Annotated in this window: 20 protein-coding genes and 1 pseudogene; 13 read left to right on the forward strand and 8 right to left on the reverse strand. The window is 71.4% G+C overall.

Annotated features, from left to right (window positions below; translation table 11 throughout):
• Positions 1 to 14 precede the first annotated feature (14 nt).
• From whiG to RB628_RS03560, 3 genes and pseudogenes are all read right to left on the reverse strand, one after another.
• Positions 15 to 857 (reverse strand): RNA polymerase sigma factor WhiG, encoded by an 843-nt coding sequence (gene whiG, locus RB628_RS03550; protein ID WP_318318769.1) that lies wholly within the window; start codon positions 855 to 857, stop codon positions 15 to 17.
• A gap of 322 nt (positions 858 to 1,179) precedes the next feature.
• Positions 1,180 to 2,322, reverse strand: a complete 1,143-nt coding sequence (dprA, locus tag RB628_RS03555; RefSeq protein WP_318318860.1) for a DNA-processing protein DprA — start codon at positions 2,320 to 2,322, stop codon at positions 1,180 to 1,182.
• 59 nt (positions 2,323 to 2,381) lie between these two features.
• Positions 2,382 to 3,761: pseudogene (locus RB628_RS03560) on the reverse strand (YifB family Mg chelatase-like AAA ATPase); the annotation flags it as partial.
• Positions 3,762 to 3,867: 106 nt separating this feature from the next.
• On the opposite strand from RB628_RS03560, the gene RB628_RS03565 reads away from it, so the two are divergent.
• The 12 genes from RB628_RS03565 to RB628_RS03620 all read left to right on the forward strand — a co-directional run bounded on the left by RB628_RS03565 (position 3,868) and on the right by RB628_RS03620 (position 10,824).
• Positions 3,868 to 4,353: a hypothetical protein gene (locus RB628_RS03565; RefSeq protein ID WP_318318770.1), complete on the forward strand. Its 486-nt coding sequence runs from the start codon at positions 3,868 to 3,870 to the stop codon at positions 4,351 to 4,353.
• Between the two features lie 163 nt (positions 4,354 to 4,516).
• Positions 4,517 to 5,326, forward strand: coding sequence for a DUF6907 domain-containing protein (locus RB628_RS03570; RefSeq protein ID WP_318318771.1), 810 nt, complete (start codon positions 4,517 to 4,519; stop codon positions 5,324 to 5,326).
• An 85-nt stretch (positions 5,327 to 5,411) separates the two neighbouring features.
• Positions 5,412 to 5,558 carry a hypothetical protein gene (locus tag RB628_RS03575; RefSeq protein WP_318318772.1) on the forward strand — a complete coding sequence of 49 codons (147 nt, stop codon included), beginning with the start codon at positions 5,412 to 5,414 and terminating at the stop codon, positions 5,556 to 5,558.
• Complete coding sequence (locus tag RB628_RS03580) at positions 5,555 to 5,815, forward strand: hypothetical protein (protein WP_318318773.1); 261 nt, start codon at positions 5,555 to 5,557, stop codon at positions 5,813 to 5,815. The genes RB628_RS03575 and RB628_RS03580 overlap by 4 nt, the downstream gene beginning before the upstream one ends.
• Positions 5,812 to 6,108 carry a hypothetical protein gene (locus RB628_RS03585; protein WP_318318774.1) on the forward strand — a complete coding sequence of 99 codons (297 nt, stop codon included), beginning with the start codon at positions 5,812 to 5,814 and terminating at the stop codon, positions 6,106 to 6,108. The genes RB628_RS03580 and RB628_RS03585 overlap by 4 nt, the downstream gene beginning before the upstream one ends.
• The gene (locus RB628_RS03590) at positions 6,108 to 6,470 is read left to right on the forward strand and encodes a DUF6907 domain-containing protein (RefSeq protein WP_318318775.1); all 363 of its coding nucleotides are present in this window, start codon (positions 6,108 to 6,110) and stop codon (positions 6,468 to 6,470) included. Before RB628_RS03585 ends, RB628_RS03590 begins: the two co-directional genes overlap by 1 nt.
• Positions 6,471 to 6,635: 165 nt before the next feature.
• Entirely contained in the window at positions 6,636 to 6,833 is a 198-nt protein-coding gene (locus RB628_RS03595) for a hypothetical protein (protein WP_318318776.1), read from the forward strand.
• Entirely contained in the window at positions 6,830 to 7,726 is an 897-nt protein-coding gene (locus tag RB628_RS03600) for a hypothetical protein (RefSeq protein WP_318318777.1), read from the forward strand. Before RB628_RS03595 ends, RB628_RS03600 begins: the two co-directional genes overlap by 4 nt.
• A 103-nt stretch (positions 7,727 to 7,829) precedes the next feature.
• The gene (locus RB628_RS03605) at positions 7,830 to 8,150 is read left to right on the forward strand and encodes a hypothetical protein (RefSeq protein WP_318318778.1); all 321 of its coding nucleotides are present in this window, start codon (positions 7,830 to 7,832) and stop codon (positions 8,148 to 8,150) included.
• 97 nt (positions 8,151 to 8,247) lie between these two features.
• A complete protein-coding gene (locus tag RB628_RS03610) occupies positions 8,248 to 8,457 on the forward strand; it encodes a hypothetical protein (protein WP_318318779.1) in 210 nt (69 codons plus the stop codon).
• Positions 8,450 to 8,617 carry a DUF6257 family protein gene (locus RB628_RS03615; protein ID WP_318318781.1) on the forward strand — a complete coding sequence of 56 codons (168 nt, stop codon included), beginning with the start codon at positions 8,450 to 8,452 and terminating at the stop codon, positions 8,615 to 8,617. Before RB628_RS03610 ends, RB628_RS03615 begins: the two co-directional genes overlap by 8 nt.
• Positions 8,618 to 8,703: 86 nt before the next feature.
• Positions 8,704 to 10,824, forward strand: coding sequence for an FtsK/SpoIIIE domain-containing protein (locus tag RB628_RS03620; protein WP_318318782.1), 2,121 nt, complete (start codon positions 8,704 to 8,706; stop codon positions 10,822 to 10,824).
• 444 nt (positions 10,825 to 11,268) lie between these two features.
• Here RB628_RS03620 and RB628_RS03625 read toward each other — a convergent pair whose 3' ends face one another.
• The 3 genes from RB628_RS03625 to RB628_RS03635 form a co-directional block, all read right to left on the reverse strand.
• On the reverse strand, positions 11,269 to 11,487 hold the full coding sequence (locus RB628_RS03625; RefSeq protein WP_318318783.1) for a hypothetical protein: 219 nt from the start codon (positions 11,485 to 11,487) through the stop codon (positions 11,269 to 11,271).
• A complete protein-coding gene (locus RB628_RS03630; protein WP_318318784.1) occupies positions 11,484 to 11,681 on the reverse strand; it encodes a hypothetical protein in 198 nt (65 codons plus the stop codon). Before RB628_RS03630 ends, RB628_RS03625 begins: the two co-directional genes overlap by 4 nt.
• Before the next feature lie 128 nt (positions 11,682 to 11,809).
• Positions 11,810 to 13,060, reverse strand: coding sequence for a helix-turn-helix transcriptional regulator (locus RB628_RS03635; protein ID WP_318318785.1), 1,251 nt, complete (start codon positions 13,058 to 13,060; stop codon positions 11,810 to 11,812).
• Positions 13,061 to 13,169: 109 nt separating this feature from the next.
• On the opposite strand from RB628_RS03635, the gene RB628_RS03640 reads away from it, so the two are divergent.
• Positions 13,170 to 13,469: a hypothetical protein gene (locus tag RB628_RS03640; RefSeq protein ID WP_318318786.1), complete on the forward strand. Its 300-nt coding sequence runs from the start codon at positions 13,170 to 13,172 to the stop codon at positions 13,467 to 13,469.
• A 622-nt stretch (positions 13,470 to 14,091) separates the two neighbouring features.
• Here the strand turns inward: RB628_RS03640 and RB628_RS03645 are convergent.
• Both RB628_RS03645 and RB628_RS03650 read right to left on the reverse strand, forming a co-directional pair.
• Entirely contained in the window at positions 14,092 to 14,700 is a 609-nt protein-coding gene (locus RB628_RS03645) for a hypothetical protein (protein ID WP_318318787.1), read from the reverse strand.
• Positions 14,701 to 14,730: 30 nt separating this feature from the next.
• Entirely contained in the window at positions 14,731 to 15,006 is a 276-nt protein-coding gene (locus RB628_RS03650) for a hypothetical protein (protein WP_318318788.1), read from the reverse strand.
• Between the last annotated feature and the right edge of the window lie 136 nt (positions 15,007 to 15,142).

A 15,142-nucleotide genomic window follows, 5' to 3' on the forward strand; every position in this document is an offset into this window, starting at 1 on the left:
CCGGACAGACCGGGTCAGCGACCGAAGCTCGCCAGCTTGGCGCGCAGTTGCAGGACCGACTTGGTGTGGATCTGGCTGACCCGGCTCTCGGTCACACCCAGCACATTGCCGATCTCGGCGAGGGTGAGCCCCTCGTAGTAGTACAGCGTCACCACGGTCTTCTCCCGGTCGGGCAGCGTGTTGATCGCCCGCGCCAGGAACCGCCGCAGCTCCCGGCCCTCGGCCACCTCGACCGGGTTGTCGGCGGCGGTGTCCTCCAGCGTGTCCATGAGACTCAGCCGGTTCCCGCCCTCGCCCCCCGCATGCAGCAGTTCCTCCAGCGCCACCACGTTCGCCAAGGACAACTGGCTGAACACGGCGTGGAGTTCGTCCACGGCGATGCCCATCTCGGCGGCCACCTCGCCTTCCGACGGCGTCCGCCGCAGCCGCGCCTCCAGCGTCGCGTACGCCCGCTCCACGTTGCGCGCCTTCTGCCGCACCGACCGCGGAATCCAGTCCAGCGCCCGCAGTTCGTCGATCATCGCGCCCCGGATGCGCGTGATCGCGTACGTCTCGAACTTGATCTCCCGCTCGATGTCGAACTTCTCGATCGCGTCGATCAGCCCGAACACCCCGGAGGAGACGAAGTCCGCCTGCTCGACATTGGGCGGCAACCCGACACTCACCCGGCCGGCGACGTACTTCACGAGCGGCGAGTAGTGCAGGATCAGCTGCTCGCGCAGCCGCTCGTCGCCCGTCGTCTTGTACGAGCGCCACAGCTCGTCGACCGTCGAGGGAGCGGGCGGGCGCACGTTACCGCCGTCGCGGGCTGCCGGTGGGGCCGCCGCCCGGTCGGAACCGGAGGTGTGCTGGGGCATACGTCGCCTTGTGCCGTTCTGCCGTGAACCGGTGGTGTCTGGATGAGTGCCCGGCTGGGCCGTCGGTCTGATGCGGTCTGTTGTCGAATTGCACGTCTGGTCGAATTGCCTCTCCGACAGCCGGTCTGCGCCGGAATTCACGTGAGCGTAGCGTGACTGGGGTGTCGCAGTGTGCGAGGCCGGAGGGACGGAGTGTGCGCAGATACGTTCCGCTGGACGCCCTCCGGGGTCACTCCCGTTGCCCTGTGTGACCATCGGAGCGGTCCAACTGCGGGAATTCCCAAGGCTGTCGGGCATCCCCCGGACGGCCGAACACGTTCGGTCAGCACCGTTCGCGGCCGGAACGGACGGAGAACATCGCCTGGCGTGTCAACTTCCAGCCGTCGTCGTGTCGTTCGACGTAACCAAGTGATCGGAGCTCGTACAGTCTGGCGACCGCGTCGTCCCTCGCCGTCGAAGCGCCCCGCGCGATGTCGTCCACCGTCGCCGTCCCGCGCGCGGGCAGCGCGGCCAGGACGCGTTCCGCCGCCGGTTCCAGCAGGTCGCGCGGGAGGACCGGTCCGCGCCGGTCCGGTGCCAGTTCGCCCATGTCCCCGACCAGCTCGGCGACTTCCGCGGCGTCCGTGACCAGCGTCGCGTCCCCGCGCAACAGTTCGTGCACACCCGCCGAGAGCCCGCTGGTTGCGGGCCCCGGCACGCCCATCGTGAACCGCCCCAGCCGCTGCGCCGCCCGCGCCGTGACGAGTGAGCCGCTCCGGTACGCCGCCTCGACGACCACGGTCCCCCGGGTGAGAGCCGCGATCACCCGGTTCCGCTGCACGAACCGGCTCGGTGTCGGGTGGTCACCGGGCGGCAACTCGCCCACCACCAGACCCTGTTCGGCGATTCTGGTGATCAACTGGGTGTGCCCGCGCGGGTAGGGCCGGTCGACCCCGCAGGCGAGTACGGCGACGGTGGCCCCGCCCGCCCCGAGCGCGCCCCGGTGCGCGGCCCCGTCGACCCCATAGGCGCCGCCCGACACCACCACCCACCCGCGCTCCGCGAGCCCGGCGGCGAGCGTGGCCGCCATGTGGGCGCCGTACTCGGTGCAGGCCCGGGCTCCCACCACGGCGACGGACCGCAACGCCCACATCCTCAGGCTGGGCCGCCCCCGCACCCACAGTCCCGTGGGACGCGCGTCACCGAGGTCGTCGAGCTGGGCCGGCCACTCCGGCCTGCCGGGCCACACGAACCGCACCCCCGCCTCCCGCGCGACGGCGAGATCCCGCTCGGGCTCGGCCTGTGCCGCCCGCGCGCACAGCCCCGCCCACCGGGTGCCGGTGACCCCGGTCGGCATGGGCCCGCCGTCCCGCAGCCGCCGTACCACCTCCACGGCCCCGCGCTCCCGGACCCACCGCCCGGCGACCTCGTCCCCGGGCTCGACGACCCGGGTGAGGAAGACCCTGGCGAGCCCTTCCGCACCCACCCGACCGCCCCGCTCCGCACTCGGCTCGGCGCCGGTCCCCTCTCCGGCCGCGTCCTCCGTCACCTCAGCGCCCCGATCGCCATCGGCACCCCTCGCGGCACCCCCGTGCGCAGTTGCAGCGCCAGGGCGACGTCCGTCACGTCGGGCCGGTCGTGGCCGACGAGGTCGGCGACGGTCCAGGCGACCCGCAGGACGCGGTCGATTCCGCGCGCGGTGAGCGAGCCCCGCTCCAGGTTCCGTTCGGCCTCCTCCATCGCGCCGGGCATGGCATGCCAGCGGCTGCGCAGCTCACGTCCCGGCACCTCGCTGTTGGTCCGCCACGGGGTCCCCACGAGCCGCCTCGCCGACCGTTCCCGGGCCGTCCGCACCCGCTCGGCGACCGTCGCCGTGGACTCTCCCCGCGCCCCGCGCTCGACGAGTTGCGAGCGGGTGACCCGGTCCACCTCGACCCGCAGGTCGACCCGGTCGAGCAGGGGCCCGGAAAGCCGGGCCTGGTAGCGCCGGATCACTGAGGGCGGGCACTCGCAGAGGGTGTCCCGCTGCGAGAAGCGCCCGCACGGGCAGGGATTGGCCGCCAGAATCATCAGGAACCTGGCGGGGAACCGCACGACCCCCGCGCTCCGCGCGATCACCACGTGCCCGGCCTCCAGGGGCTGGCGCAGCGCGTCCAGTGCCTGGCTGCCGAACTCCGGGGTCTCGTCGAGAAAAAGTACTCCCCGGTGAGCCAACGACACGGCCCCGGGCCGCGCGACGCCCTGTCCGCCGCCGACGAGCGCCTGCATGGTGGCCGAGTGGTGCGGGGCACAGTAGGGCGCCGCGTCGATCAGGGGCTTGCCCGGTGGCAGCAGACCCGCGACCGAGTGCACGGCGGTGACCTCCAGCGAGTCCTCCCGGGTGAGCCGGGGAAGGACGGCGGGCAGCCGCTCGGCGAGCATCGTCTTGCCGGCCCCCGGTGGGCCTTCCAGGAACACGTGGTGACCGCCGGCCGCGGCCACCTCCATCGCGGTGCGCGCCGAGTACTGGCCCACGACGTCGGCCAGGTCGTGACCGTTGTCGTACTGCGCGGCGCCCATGCTGTGCATGCCCGTGGCCGCCCCGGTGCCCGGCATCCGCAGGCCCGCCATGAGCGGGTCCGGGCGGCCGTGCTCGTCCGGTTCCTCCTCGGGCACGGGCTCGTCCGCGAGGACGGCGATCAGCTGCCGCAGACTGCGCACACCGAGCACCGACACCCCGGGCACCAGCGCGGCCTCGGCGGCGGCGCACTCCGGCACGACCACCTGTTCGTAGCCCGAGTCGGCCGCGGCCAGCACCGCCGGCAGGATGCCCCGGACGGGCCGCACCCTGCCGTCGAGGCCCAGCTCACCGATCATCACGATGTCGGCGAGGACCCGGGGATCGATCCGCTCCGAGGCCCCCAGTACCGCCGCCGCGACGGCGAGGGCAATAGTCAGAGTGAGACGCTCTTAACGCAAGCAGCCCCGCCCGGTGGTGAGACACCGGAACAGGGCCTGACCGGATCAACCTGACCTAACCAGGAGTCCAGCTGTGTTTCAGCTTCTCATGAGCCCCCGCGCCGTACGCAACATGCGCGGCCTGATCGGAACCGTCTCCGACGCCGTCCGCTCCGTCGTCGCCCCCGCGACGCTCGTCGAGCAGACCAAGGCGCCCGCGGTCGTCGAGGCCCCGGACCCGGCCGGCCTCTTCACCGCCGACGAACTCCCCCAGCTGGCCGACATCGAGACGGCCGCCGCCTCATACGACCAGGCCGCCGACCAGGCCCGCGCCGCCGACCGCGCCAAGCGCAAGTCGAAGAAGCTCCTCGACCGCCTGCCCGCCGGCCAGTACGGCCAGTGGCTCGTACGCCGTGTCGCCTCCAACCGACAGACCGTCGACCTCGACAAGGTCCGCGCCATCTTCAAGGCCCACGGACTCGGCGACGTCCCGATGCGCGACAACGCCCCGAGCCTGCGCGTCGAGCGCATCGAGGCCGCCCCGGCCGCCGAAGACACCGCGGTCCTCGTCGCCGCCTGACACCCCGCAGTCGCACCGTCCGGGGCAGGACTTCAGGCCTCCCCGGACCGGCGCACCACCTCGCAACACCACCGGCGTGCGCTCGCCCAACCGGAGCAATCCACGCCACCAGACACCCGCGTCACAACCAGCCACAGATCACCACCGGAAGGAAGACACCGCCGTGTCCCACACCGACCAGATCCAGGCCCCCACCACCAACACCACCGGCTTGATGGCCACGCCCTGCATGCTGACGAGCCAGGACCGCAAGGCCCGCGTCACCTTCTCCGCCGACGGCGCCCGCGAGCACACCGAGCCCGCCGCCTGCACCGCCTACAACTGGTGCACCGAGACCGGCCCGCACTACGACCACGCCAGCGCCGAAGCCACCATCACCGACACCCGCGGTGAGGAAGTCATCGACGCGCACCTCCTCTTCAACTCCGGCAGCAGCCCGATCATCGGCATCAGCGGCTCCGACTTCACCCCCGACCAGGCCCGCGTGAAGGCGGCCGAACTGCGCCGCCTGGCCGACACCGTCGACGCACTCGCGGCAAAGGCACAGTTCGCCGCCAACCCGAACCGCACCTGGACGTACACCCGCCAGGGTGACCGCGCCATCGTGTCCGTCACCTGCCCATCGTGGTGCGAGAGCGACCACCGCACGGACCAGTACCTCACCACAGCCCCCGAGGACATCCACCACGAGGCGTACGGCCGTGAGGTGACGGTGAAGGCCAACGAAACCGGCACGTACGAGGACCGGCGGATCCTCAGCGCGAAGCTCACCGTCGCCCCGGATTCCGACGAGGCCCAGTGCCGCGCCCCGCACGTACAGGCGGAGATCGTCGACGACGTGTGGTCGCGTCCGATGGGCCCGGACGAACTGGGCGCCTTCATCGGCGCCGTCGCCGGACAGCTGGACGAGCTGCGGGCCCTGCACACGCGGCTCGTGGCCATCCGCGCCGAGAACACCGCCGCCGCGGCGTAACACCCCAAGACGGCCAGGGGCCGGCGACCCTACCGCCGCCCCTGGCCTTGGCCCGACACCCCTGCACAGACAGGAGATCAGACCCGTGAAGAAGCTACCCGAGACGGCCGCACCCGCCCGCCGTCTGGTCGCCGCCGGAGTCATCCGCCGCCAGGACGGCCGCACCCTCACCGTGCGCGTCACCCAGGCCGGCGTCACCGGCAGCATCCGCGGAACGAGGGCCGGCCGATGAGCGAGCAGACCTTGCCCGAGCCCGTCCGCGACCTCCTTGCCGCCGTCCTCGAAGCCCTCGACATCCCCAGCCCGGCCACCGTCGGCGACACCGAAGCGCATCACGCACTCCTCGCCGACCGGGCCATGGACGCCGTCGTAGCCCTCCAGGGCGTCCTCCACTGCGGCGACCACACCGAATGGGCCGCCACCTACCTGCGGGCCCGTCTCGCCGAGAATCCCGCCACCGGATACCGCGCCTGGGGTGAGGGCCAGTGAACGCCCTGACCCGCGACCGCTGGTGGTACCTGACCGAGCCGGACGAGCAACTGCTCGCCACCCTCGGCGTGAAAGTCTTCACCGCCCCGCCGCCCACCGACTGGCCTACGGACCGCGAGTTCATGGCCGGGATCTCGTGCAACCCGTCCGGCGGCATCTCCCACATCGAAGCGGCCCCGGACCTGGCCGGCCTGGAACGGGAGTACATCGTCCGCGGCCTGCTCGCCAAATGGCACGGCGCCGACACCGCCGACTGGCCCGTCACCGTGACGTGGACCGGGAGGCGTGCGTGATGACCGAGCCCCGCATGATCACACTGCCCACCGCCGACCACGGCCCGGTCACCCTCGACGAGCCCGCCTGGTGCATCGGCCACCCCAACCACAGGCCCGACGACCGCCGCGCCGACATCCTCCACACCGGCCCCGACGTCGCCCTCGTCTTCCAGGGCCGCGACATCGGGGACGCCAGCCTCGTCGAGTCGCCGTACGCCGAACTCCCCGGAGGCGCCCTCGGCGTGTCCGTGAGCCTCCTCGGCCGCACCCTCGACCCGGTCCATCTGTACGGCTTCGCCGCCAGCCTCGACACCTACGCGGACCGGCTGCGCGACCTCGCCGACCAGCTGACCGCGCTCCTCGCCGGAGGTGGCCAGTGAACGCCGTCACCTGGTGCGACTGGTGCAAGCAGGGCAAGGACGAAGACCCCATCAAGCCCCAGGACGGCGAGTGATGACGGTGACCACCTCCATGACCGACGCCGAACGCGCCGAACTCTCCCGCAAGGTCGCCGAGGCCAACCGCCGGTCCGAGGAGCGGCCCCGATGAGCTACCGCCCGATCCGCCGGCCGACCGAGCACGCCGCCATCCGCGCGGCGTGCCGCTCCCCCCGGTCCCTTCCGCCCGTCCCCGCCTTGATGGCCGCGCTCCTCGTCGCACACGAGCGCCGCGACCGCGAAGGCGTCCAACTCGCCGCGCACCTCGTCGTACGCGCCGCAGCCCCGGAGGTCTGCGAGACATGAAGCACGACTACTTGAAGTGGGGCGCCCTCGTCGCCGCCCTGGTCGCCACCGCGTCCGCCGAGTACGAGCTGGCGCGCGCGGTCGGCTTCAACCAGTACGTGGCCGCCGCCGTCCCCGCCGCCCTCGACCTGTACACCGTCCGCGCCCTCCGCGCCCACAAGGAGGTGCTCGCCGCGGTCGCCGCGATGATCGGCGTCAACGCCGCCAGCCACCTCGTCACGACCGGCCTGCTGCCGGTGAACGTCTGGCTGGTCGTCGCGGTCGCCGCGATCGCGCCGCTCGTGCTGTGGCGGGTGCACTCCCTCGGCGCCGGCCCCGAGGAGTCGTCCGACCGTAGCGATATCGCCACGGTTGCCGTCCCCGAGGTGACCGCTCCGGTGACCGTGGAGCGCGCCGACGGTGACCAGCCGCGCGCCCTCCCCGAGTCGCACGGGGTGGTGCCCGCCGGGGTGCGGCTGCTGTCGATCGTGGCACGCCCCGCCCCCGCCCCGGAGCCGTCCCCGTACCGGTGGGACCACATCCGCGGGCGCCTGGTCGACGACCAGGAACAGACCCTGTTCGAGGTGCCGGATCTGGTCACCACGTCCTCGGACGAGCGGTCACCCGACCCTGACTCCGAGGAGAACGTGACACGTTCTCCTGTCGCCGAGCCGGTCGGCGCGGTGACCACTTCAGTAGGTGCCGACACCCCCCGCCAGGTGGTCACCGAGGTCATCACGCTCACCCCGTCCGAGCTGCGGCGCAGGGCCTCCAAGCTGAACCGCGAACTGGTCACCTCGACGAACCGGACGGTGACCATTGATCAGCTCCGTGCCGAGTTCGGGCTCACCCGCCGGGAGGCCGCCGAGCTGCGGCGCCTGGTGGTCACCCCGGAAGGTGGCGAGCGGTCATGAAGCACCTGCTCCTCGGTGCCGTCCTCGTCGAGCCGGTCACCGTGGCGTTCATCGCCGGTGCCGCCGCCCGCCCGTACGTACGCCGGCCGGGGAGGTGGACGGCATGAGCGAGCCCGTACAGCGGCAGCAGATCGGCTACGACCTGGCGGGCAGCCCCATGTACGCGGCGCCCGTCCAGTACGGCCCGGCAACCGTTGCTCAGCAGGCAACGGTGCCGCTGCCCCCCATCAAGGTCCACCCCTGGGGCGCCTATCTGGCGGGCGGATGCCTCGGCCTGCTCGCCCTCACGGTCGTCGTCGTCCTGGTCGCGTTCCTCGTGTTCGGGTTCGCGATCCTCGCCGCCGTCCTCGCCGTGGTCGTCGTCGCCCTCGTGATCTGCCTCTTGATCCTGCGCGACGTCTGGCGCAGCAGCCGCAAGAGCTGACGGCCCTTCCGTCCTCCGTCGACCGCTGGTCACCTCGACCACCGGTGGCGGGGGCGCGGTGGGACCGGACAGTCCGGCCCACAACCAGGAGGAACCCGTGACCCGAGACCAGGCCCTCACCGAGGCCCGCCACGCCGTCGGCAGGGCGAAGGAACTCGCCACGTATGCCGAGAGCGCCGCCCACAGCTTCGACAACCGGGCCAAGGCGCCCACCTTCGCCGCGGCCGGCGCCCTGTGGGCCGACGTCGCCCGCTCCTACGCCACCCTCGCCCAGGCCATGCCCGAGACGGAGACCACCAATGTCTGAGCCGCGACTGACCTGGGGCGAGAAGCTCGCCATCGCCCGCCTGGAAGCCCTCGGCGCCAAACGCGCCTTCGCCCTCGGCGACGACCAGCCCGACATCGTGCGGAAGGTCCAGCGCATCCGCGACCGCGCCGCCAAGCGCGAGGCCAACGACAAGAAGTAACCAACCCGGGGACGGCCCAACTGTCCAGGCCACGGCCGTCCCCGGGCCCTCCGTACCCCAGAACAACGAGGCAGGAAGAGCCCAGCATGAGCAACGTCATCCGGCTCCACAAGGAAGACCCGCAGGACACGCCCGCACCGGCCGGGACTGACACCGCGTCCGACACCCTCACTGAGACGATCATCGACGTCATCGCGGACGCCGAACCCCGCCCCGTCGACCCGCCCGACCAGGGCGCCCCCGAGGGCACGTGGATCGCCGAGCGTCAGGCCTACCTCGCCGAAGCCCCGCCCGTCGTGCCTCCGGCCCTGCGCCGCTGGGACGTGTTCAAGGACACCGTCCGCTGGACCGCCTCGTACTACGCGCACGTGAGTGGCTTCCACTCACTCCGCGCGCCCGTCTACCTCGCCCGCCTCCTGCTGCGCTCCCCGCGCGGCACCGGCCGGCTCATCGTCCGCTGGGGCAAGTGGGTCGCCGACACCGAGGCCCGCCCTGTCGAAGCCAAGGCCGCCGCCTCGGCGGACATCGAGGCGTGGCTGTCCCTGTCCCGAGAGAAGTCCCGCCGCGTACGGCCGCGCCGTATCGCCTCCCTCGCCGTCGCCACGGTCACCGGCATCACCACCCTCGTCAGCTCGTTCCTCGTGCCCGGCTGGACCATCACCGCCTACCTCGGCGCCGCAGCCCTCGCAGGCCTGTGCGGCAAGAAGGGCGACAAGGCCCTGATCACCCGGTACGTGGCCACCAACGTGCTGCGCCGCCTCGACTCCACCGAGGTGTTCGACGCCCTGGCCGCGATCGGCATCGAGGGCAAGAAGGGCCGCAAGGGCGTCGAGTTCGCCGCCGAGGTCATGCGCGACGGTCCGGGCTGGCGCGCCGAGGTCGACCTCCCCCCGGGTATCGAGGCCACCGCGGTGCTGGAGAAGCGCTCCGCCCTGGCGGCGGCGATGCGCCGGCCCATCTCCACGGTGTGGCCCGAGGGCGACCGCACCGCACACCCCGGACGGCTGGTGTTGTGGGTGGCACAGAGGGATCCGGCGAAGGCTGCCCGGAAGCTGTGGCCGCTCATGAAGGACGGCCAGGCCGACGTGTACGAGCCGCTGCCGTACGGCTTCGACCCGCGCGGCAACCTCGTCGAAATCACCCTCATGTACTCGAACCTGCTGGTCGGAGGCATCCCGGGCTCGGGCAAGACCAGCTGCGCCCTGGCGATCGTCCTCGGTGTCGCCCTGGATCCGACGGCTGAGTTGTGGATCTACGAGCTGAAGGGTTCCGGCGACCTCGACTCGGTCAAGCCGGTCTGCCACCGGTACGTCAGCGGTGACGAGGATGAGGACCTTGAGGCCGCGCTCGCCGGACTGCGCTCTGGGATCGCCGAATACCAGCGGCGCGCCAAGTTCATCAAGAGCCTGCCCGCGTCCGAGGTGCCCGAGGGCCGCAAGGTCACCCGCGCCCTCGCCGAGAAGTACCCGGAGCAGCAGCTCGGGCCCCGCGTCATCGTCATCGACGAGATGCAGGAGATCTTCACCCACCCCGACTACAAGGACGAGGCCGCCGCCCTGTGCACCCGCCTGATCAAAAAGGGCAGGGCGTACGGGCTGATCCTCATCCTGCTCACGCAGAACCCGGACGCCCCGTCGCTGCCCACTTCCGTTTCCTCGTCGGTGGGTACCCGCCTGTGTCTGGCGGTCATGGACTGGAGGGCGAATAACAACGTTTTGGGCACGTCCGCCTATGAGCGTGGTCTGCGCGCCACGGACATTTCGATCGATGAACAAGGCACCGGCATCCTGGCGCGCGGCCGGGAGGGCAGCACCGTCCGGGCCGCGTTCATCAAGCAGACCGAGGCCGAGGACATCGGCAAACGCGCCCTCGCCCTGCGCACCGCCGCCGGCACTCTCACCGGCCAGGCCGTCGGGGCCAAGGTCGAGGAGCAGGACGTCGAGACGATCCTTGACCACCTGCGCGCCGTCTGGCCCGATGGAGTGGAGGCCGTCCACTCACACCGGCTCGTCGAGGCCCTCGCCGCCTACCGTGCGGACCTGTACCGGCCGTGGCTGGACATGGACGCGGCGGGCGCGTCAACGGCGCTGAGCGTGGCGCTGAAGCCGTTCAAGGTGGCCACGAAGCAGCTCACCATCCGGGAGTGCTGCGGCGGCGCCAAGGGGCTGCGTTGGGCGGACATTCCGGCCGTCGAGGACGGCGAGTAGAGGTCGGTCGGGTGGTTTCGGGTGGGGGTGGTGGTTTCACCTCTGCCCGAAACCGGTTTCGCCCCCGATATCGGGGCTGAGCTGGGAAGTTTCGGGTTTCGGGCCCTCGCGCCGCAGCCCCGGAACGGGTCCTCGGAGGGGTTCCGGCAGACCGGCCGTACCGAAACCGCAGCGCGTACGACAACGGCCCCCGCCTCAGCCGAGGACGGGGGCCGTTGCGCTGCCCGGGACGGAGACGCGTACGCGCCCGGGCAGGCCCGGTCCGGCCGCTCCGAGGGGGTGCTCAGCGACCGGACCGGGAGACCTTACGGTGACAGGCGCATCCGCACTTCAGGACCATCACCGGCACCTCGGACGCGGGCGCACCCTCCCGCCGTACAACCTTCGGTCCGGTACAGAAGCGGTGCTCGTCGAGGCCACACTCCGGAGACTTCGCGTCGGTGCTCACGGCAGCGGGCGGTCGGCGAACGGGACCAAATCGTAGGCGACGCGGCAGGAATGGCAGGCGAACGCGCCACCACCCGGACCGGAGCCCCCCTCGTGCACACGGATCAGCCGGACGCCCCGGCTGTGGGCCTGGTGCCACGAGCAGTAGCCGAAGCTGCTGGCCTGCGGCGTGCGCCCGGAGTCGCTGCCGGCGTCCTGCCGTTCGGTGCCGGTCATGACGTGCTGTGCGTCGGGTGACTGCGGATCTCGACGTTGCAGTCCGAGACCCGCGACATGTCCCCGGCCTTCGCGGCCTCGGAGCGCTGCCGTCCCAGGGCCGCGCACACATCGCAGTCCGGCGGCGGCTCGGGATCGGCGCGCGGAAGCCCAAGTTGCACGGGCGGATCCATCGTCGTCTTACGGCTGGCCATGCGACGCTCCCCGGAACAGTGATCGCTTGAGTCACTGCCACGCTACGGAGAGCGCCAGACCGGCTAACAGACACGTTCCGTGGCCGTCCACCGCACGCCGCCGCGAGAACAGGCACGGAACGTGCCCCCTAGTGCGTGCCGAAGAACGCCGCCAACTGCCGCTGCTTGGCCGTCAGTCGACGCCGCTTGCTGCCCCTGAGTACCTGTTGAAACGTCTCCACCGCCATCCGCTGATGACGCAGCCACTCCGGAGTCTCGTCCTGCAACGACCCGAGAATGTCCGTCGCCTCGTCCGGATTCCGCAGCATCACATGGGCCTGCGCGACGTCCAGCAAGTGCCGGCGCATGAACTGGCGCCCCTGCTTGTCGACCGGCTGAGGCATCCGCTCCGACAGCCGCAGAACCCGATCCGGCTTCTCCGCGACCAGCTGGTTCTCGATGCCCTGGAACGCCACCGTCCGCCAGTCGAAGCGGCCCCAGCTCGACACCGCGACCGCCTGGCCGCCGCCGAGCGCCGCGCCCGCCGTACGTCCCAGCCGCAGGATCTCCCGGGCCTCCGCCGGCCGGTTGTTGCGGGCCGCCGCCGCACTGCCGTGAACGAGCAGCTTCCCCCACGCCCCGAGCGCCGTACGCGTCGCCTTCGACATCCGCGGTTCCACCACGTCCGCTGTCGCGATGCTCACCTGCTCCGCCTCGTCCAGGCGCCCTTGCCGCATCAGCAGCCAGCCCTGTTGGTACACGGCCGCCGCGACTGACCCCATGTCGTCCACTCGTACGGCGTCCTGGATCGCGTCTCTCAGGGCGGTGTGCGCCAGGTCGTAGGCGCGGACCTGGGTGAGGTAGCGGCCGGCCATCTGGAGGACGTCGGAGCGGACCCGGACGGCGTCGGTGTGCTCGGCCCCGTTGTCGTAGTGGTCGACCGCGGCGTGAGCTGCGTGGACCAGGGCGGGCAGCAGCTCGGCCACCTCCCCGTAGCGGTCCCCGTGATAGGCCGCGCCCACTTCTCGCGCGGTCCGCTGAAGCTGCGGGAGGTCCGGCTCGGTGGACACGAAATCGGGCGGCTCGATACGTCCGGAGAAGGTGACCGCCGGGGCGATCGCCTGGCGCAGCGGCATGAGATCGATGTTGTCGTCATCGCCGCGGGTCGTCGCGTGCGGCCCCGTTGCCTCGAACAGGACCGAGGTCCGCACACGGAGGGCGCGGGCGAGTGCGTGGTAGGTGTCCAACCGGGCAGTTCCCCCGCGTTCCAGCTTCTTCACCACCCCGAGGCTCAGGGCCGCCCGTTCGGCGAGCCCCTCTTGAGTCAGGCCCCGGGTAAGGCGGAGTTCTTTCAGCCGCTCACCAGGGTGAGCGGGGGCAGTGTCAGTGTGTTCGGGCATACTGGTGCTCTCCGTTCTGACCTCGACACTCAGAACGGTACGCCGATCGGCCCCCACAAGCAGTGGGGGCCGTCGTGCTGTTGACGGCCTATCAGGCATCCAGGCCGACGTGCTGCGCGGCGAGGCGGACGAGAACACGTGCCGGAAGCCGCTGACTCCGTACGAGGCATCGCGGGCGCGGGAGCGCCGCGCCCGTGCCCTTACCCCCGTCGCGAAGGAGCGACAGGGTGAGCGCACCGACCTCCAACCTTCGTCCAAGTTGGACGAAGGTACGCCAGCCGACCGCGCCACGCGCAAGGTGGCAGCCGTCGGTACCGGCTACTCCGGCAGCACTCTCGACAAGGTCGACCGCATCCGCGACGCCGCCGAGCGCGGCGTGATCCGCCAGGGCAAAGGGGTACTCACCTGATGAGTACCCCCGGGAGACGGGCCAGCGTCTTACTGGTCCATCCCTCTGACCTGGAGTCCACCGGTGGTCAGACTGACCAGCGGTTGTCCGCCCCACGTGCGCGCGGACGGCATGTGATCTTCCCGGCGTCGGCAATCTGAGACTGAGTGCGCCCCACGCGCGGGGTACACGCTGACGGGTACCCCCGGGATCTGCACTGCCATGGTGGCAGTCCAGCCTTCTGACCAGTGGTTTCCTGCGATCGCAGGAAGATGCAGGCCAGCCCGGTTCCCCGATCGGGGAAGCCTTCCGACCTGGGGTTCCTTCGGGATCCCGAAAGGGTACGGCCCGGTCCGTACCCCTTTGCAGCGGCCGGCGGGTTGCGTCCGTCAGGCGGACGGAACCAGTTGTGGGCCGTAGCCCCACACCTGCATGGGGCTGCGGGCCACGCAGACCAACCACCTCCCAGAGGGAGGCGACTGGAGCCGACGGCATCCGACACGTTCGACCAGACCCGGACAGCAGCAAAGGGGCGCACGGTCACGGCACAAAGGTGAGGCCCGGCCCCCAGTCTCCCGGGGGTCGGGCCTCGCCTTCTCGTTACCGCCTGGGCGGCTCTGCCGGTAACCCGGCGGGACCCTGGCTACGGCAGCCGGCCGAGCAGCTCCCGACCCGCCGCGGACTGCGAGACGATGTGGTGCGGCATCGTCCGAACCACCAGCGCGGCCTGGTGGTAATCGCCGAACAGCTCCTTGGCCATCCGGCCCACCGTCTCCGAGAACACCGCATCGCCCGGAACAGGCCCGTACATCCGGCCACCGACACGCACCACACCGTTGGACCCGGCGCCCTCCTCGTACCCGCTGCACGCCCTGTCGGCGAGCGGCAGGGCGAGTTCCGTCAGGCGGGCGTGCGCGGCCCCCACAACGCCCGTGTGCGCCTCCACCGTGGCCAGCAGGCGCCGCAGGGCCTCCGACGCCTCACGGGCCGCCTCAGCGACGCTGGAGGCGCTCTTGTCCAACCCGACCGCGAGCCGCTTCAGCTCGCCGCCGGACGCCTTCACAGCAGCCGCCCGCACCTCCAAGGCAGCGTCCTGCGCAGCCTTGCGGTCCCGCAGCTCCTCGGCCTGACGGCGGGCCTGCTCGACAGACCCGTTGTCGTCCATGCCGTGCGTACGCCGCAGACGCTCGGCACGCTCCCGCACCTTGGCCTCGGCCTGCTCGGCCTGCTCGATGTCCAGTGTTGTGATCATGTTCTGGTTCCCTTCTCTCGGATCTTGTCTTCAGCGGATGTCGAACGGCTTGCGACGGCCGGCCGTCTGACTGCGCTGTGCGGTCAGCCGCGCACCCGGCCCGTCGAACGCACCGTCGGCGAGAAGCTCGGCCAGCCGCTCCGACTCCCGCAGCTTTCCCAGTGCCTGGAGGTCGTCCGCGTGCGGGTCATCCAACGCATTCGCCACCTCCGTCCAGGCCTGCAACATCAGTCGCGTAGCGGACTGCGCCCGCCCCATCGACGACATCGCGTACACCGCCCTGTGCCTGGCCTCAATTCCAGTCATCGCCGTTCCTTCCTGCCTTCGTTACCTGCTGAGCCGGTCTACCGGTAACCCAGTGGGCACACTGCCGCCCGGGCCGCTTCACATCCCTTCGAGTACGCGTCAGTCCCGACCCCCGGCGGCCCCCGCGCCGCGTCAT

It is taken from the genome of Streptomyces sp. ADMS (assembly GCF_033441795.1).
Lineage (GTDB): Bacteria > Actinomycetota > Actinomycetes > Streptomycetales > Streptomycetaceae > Streptomyces.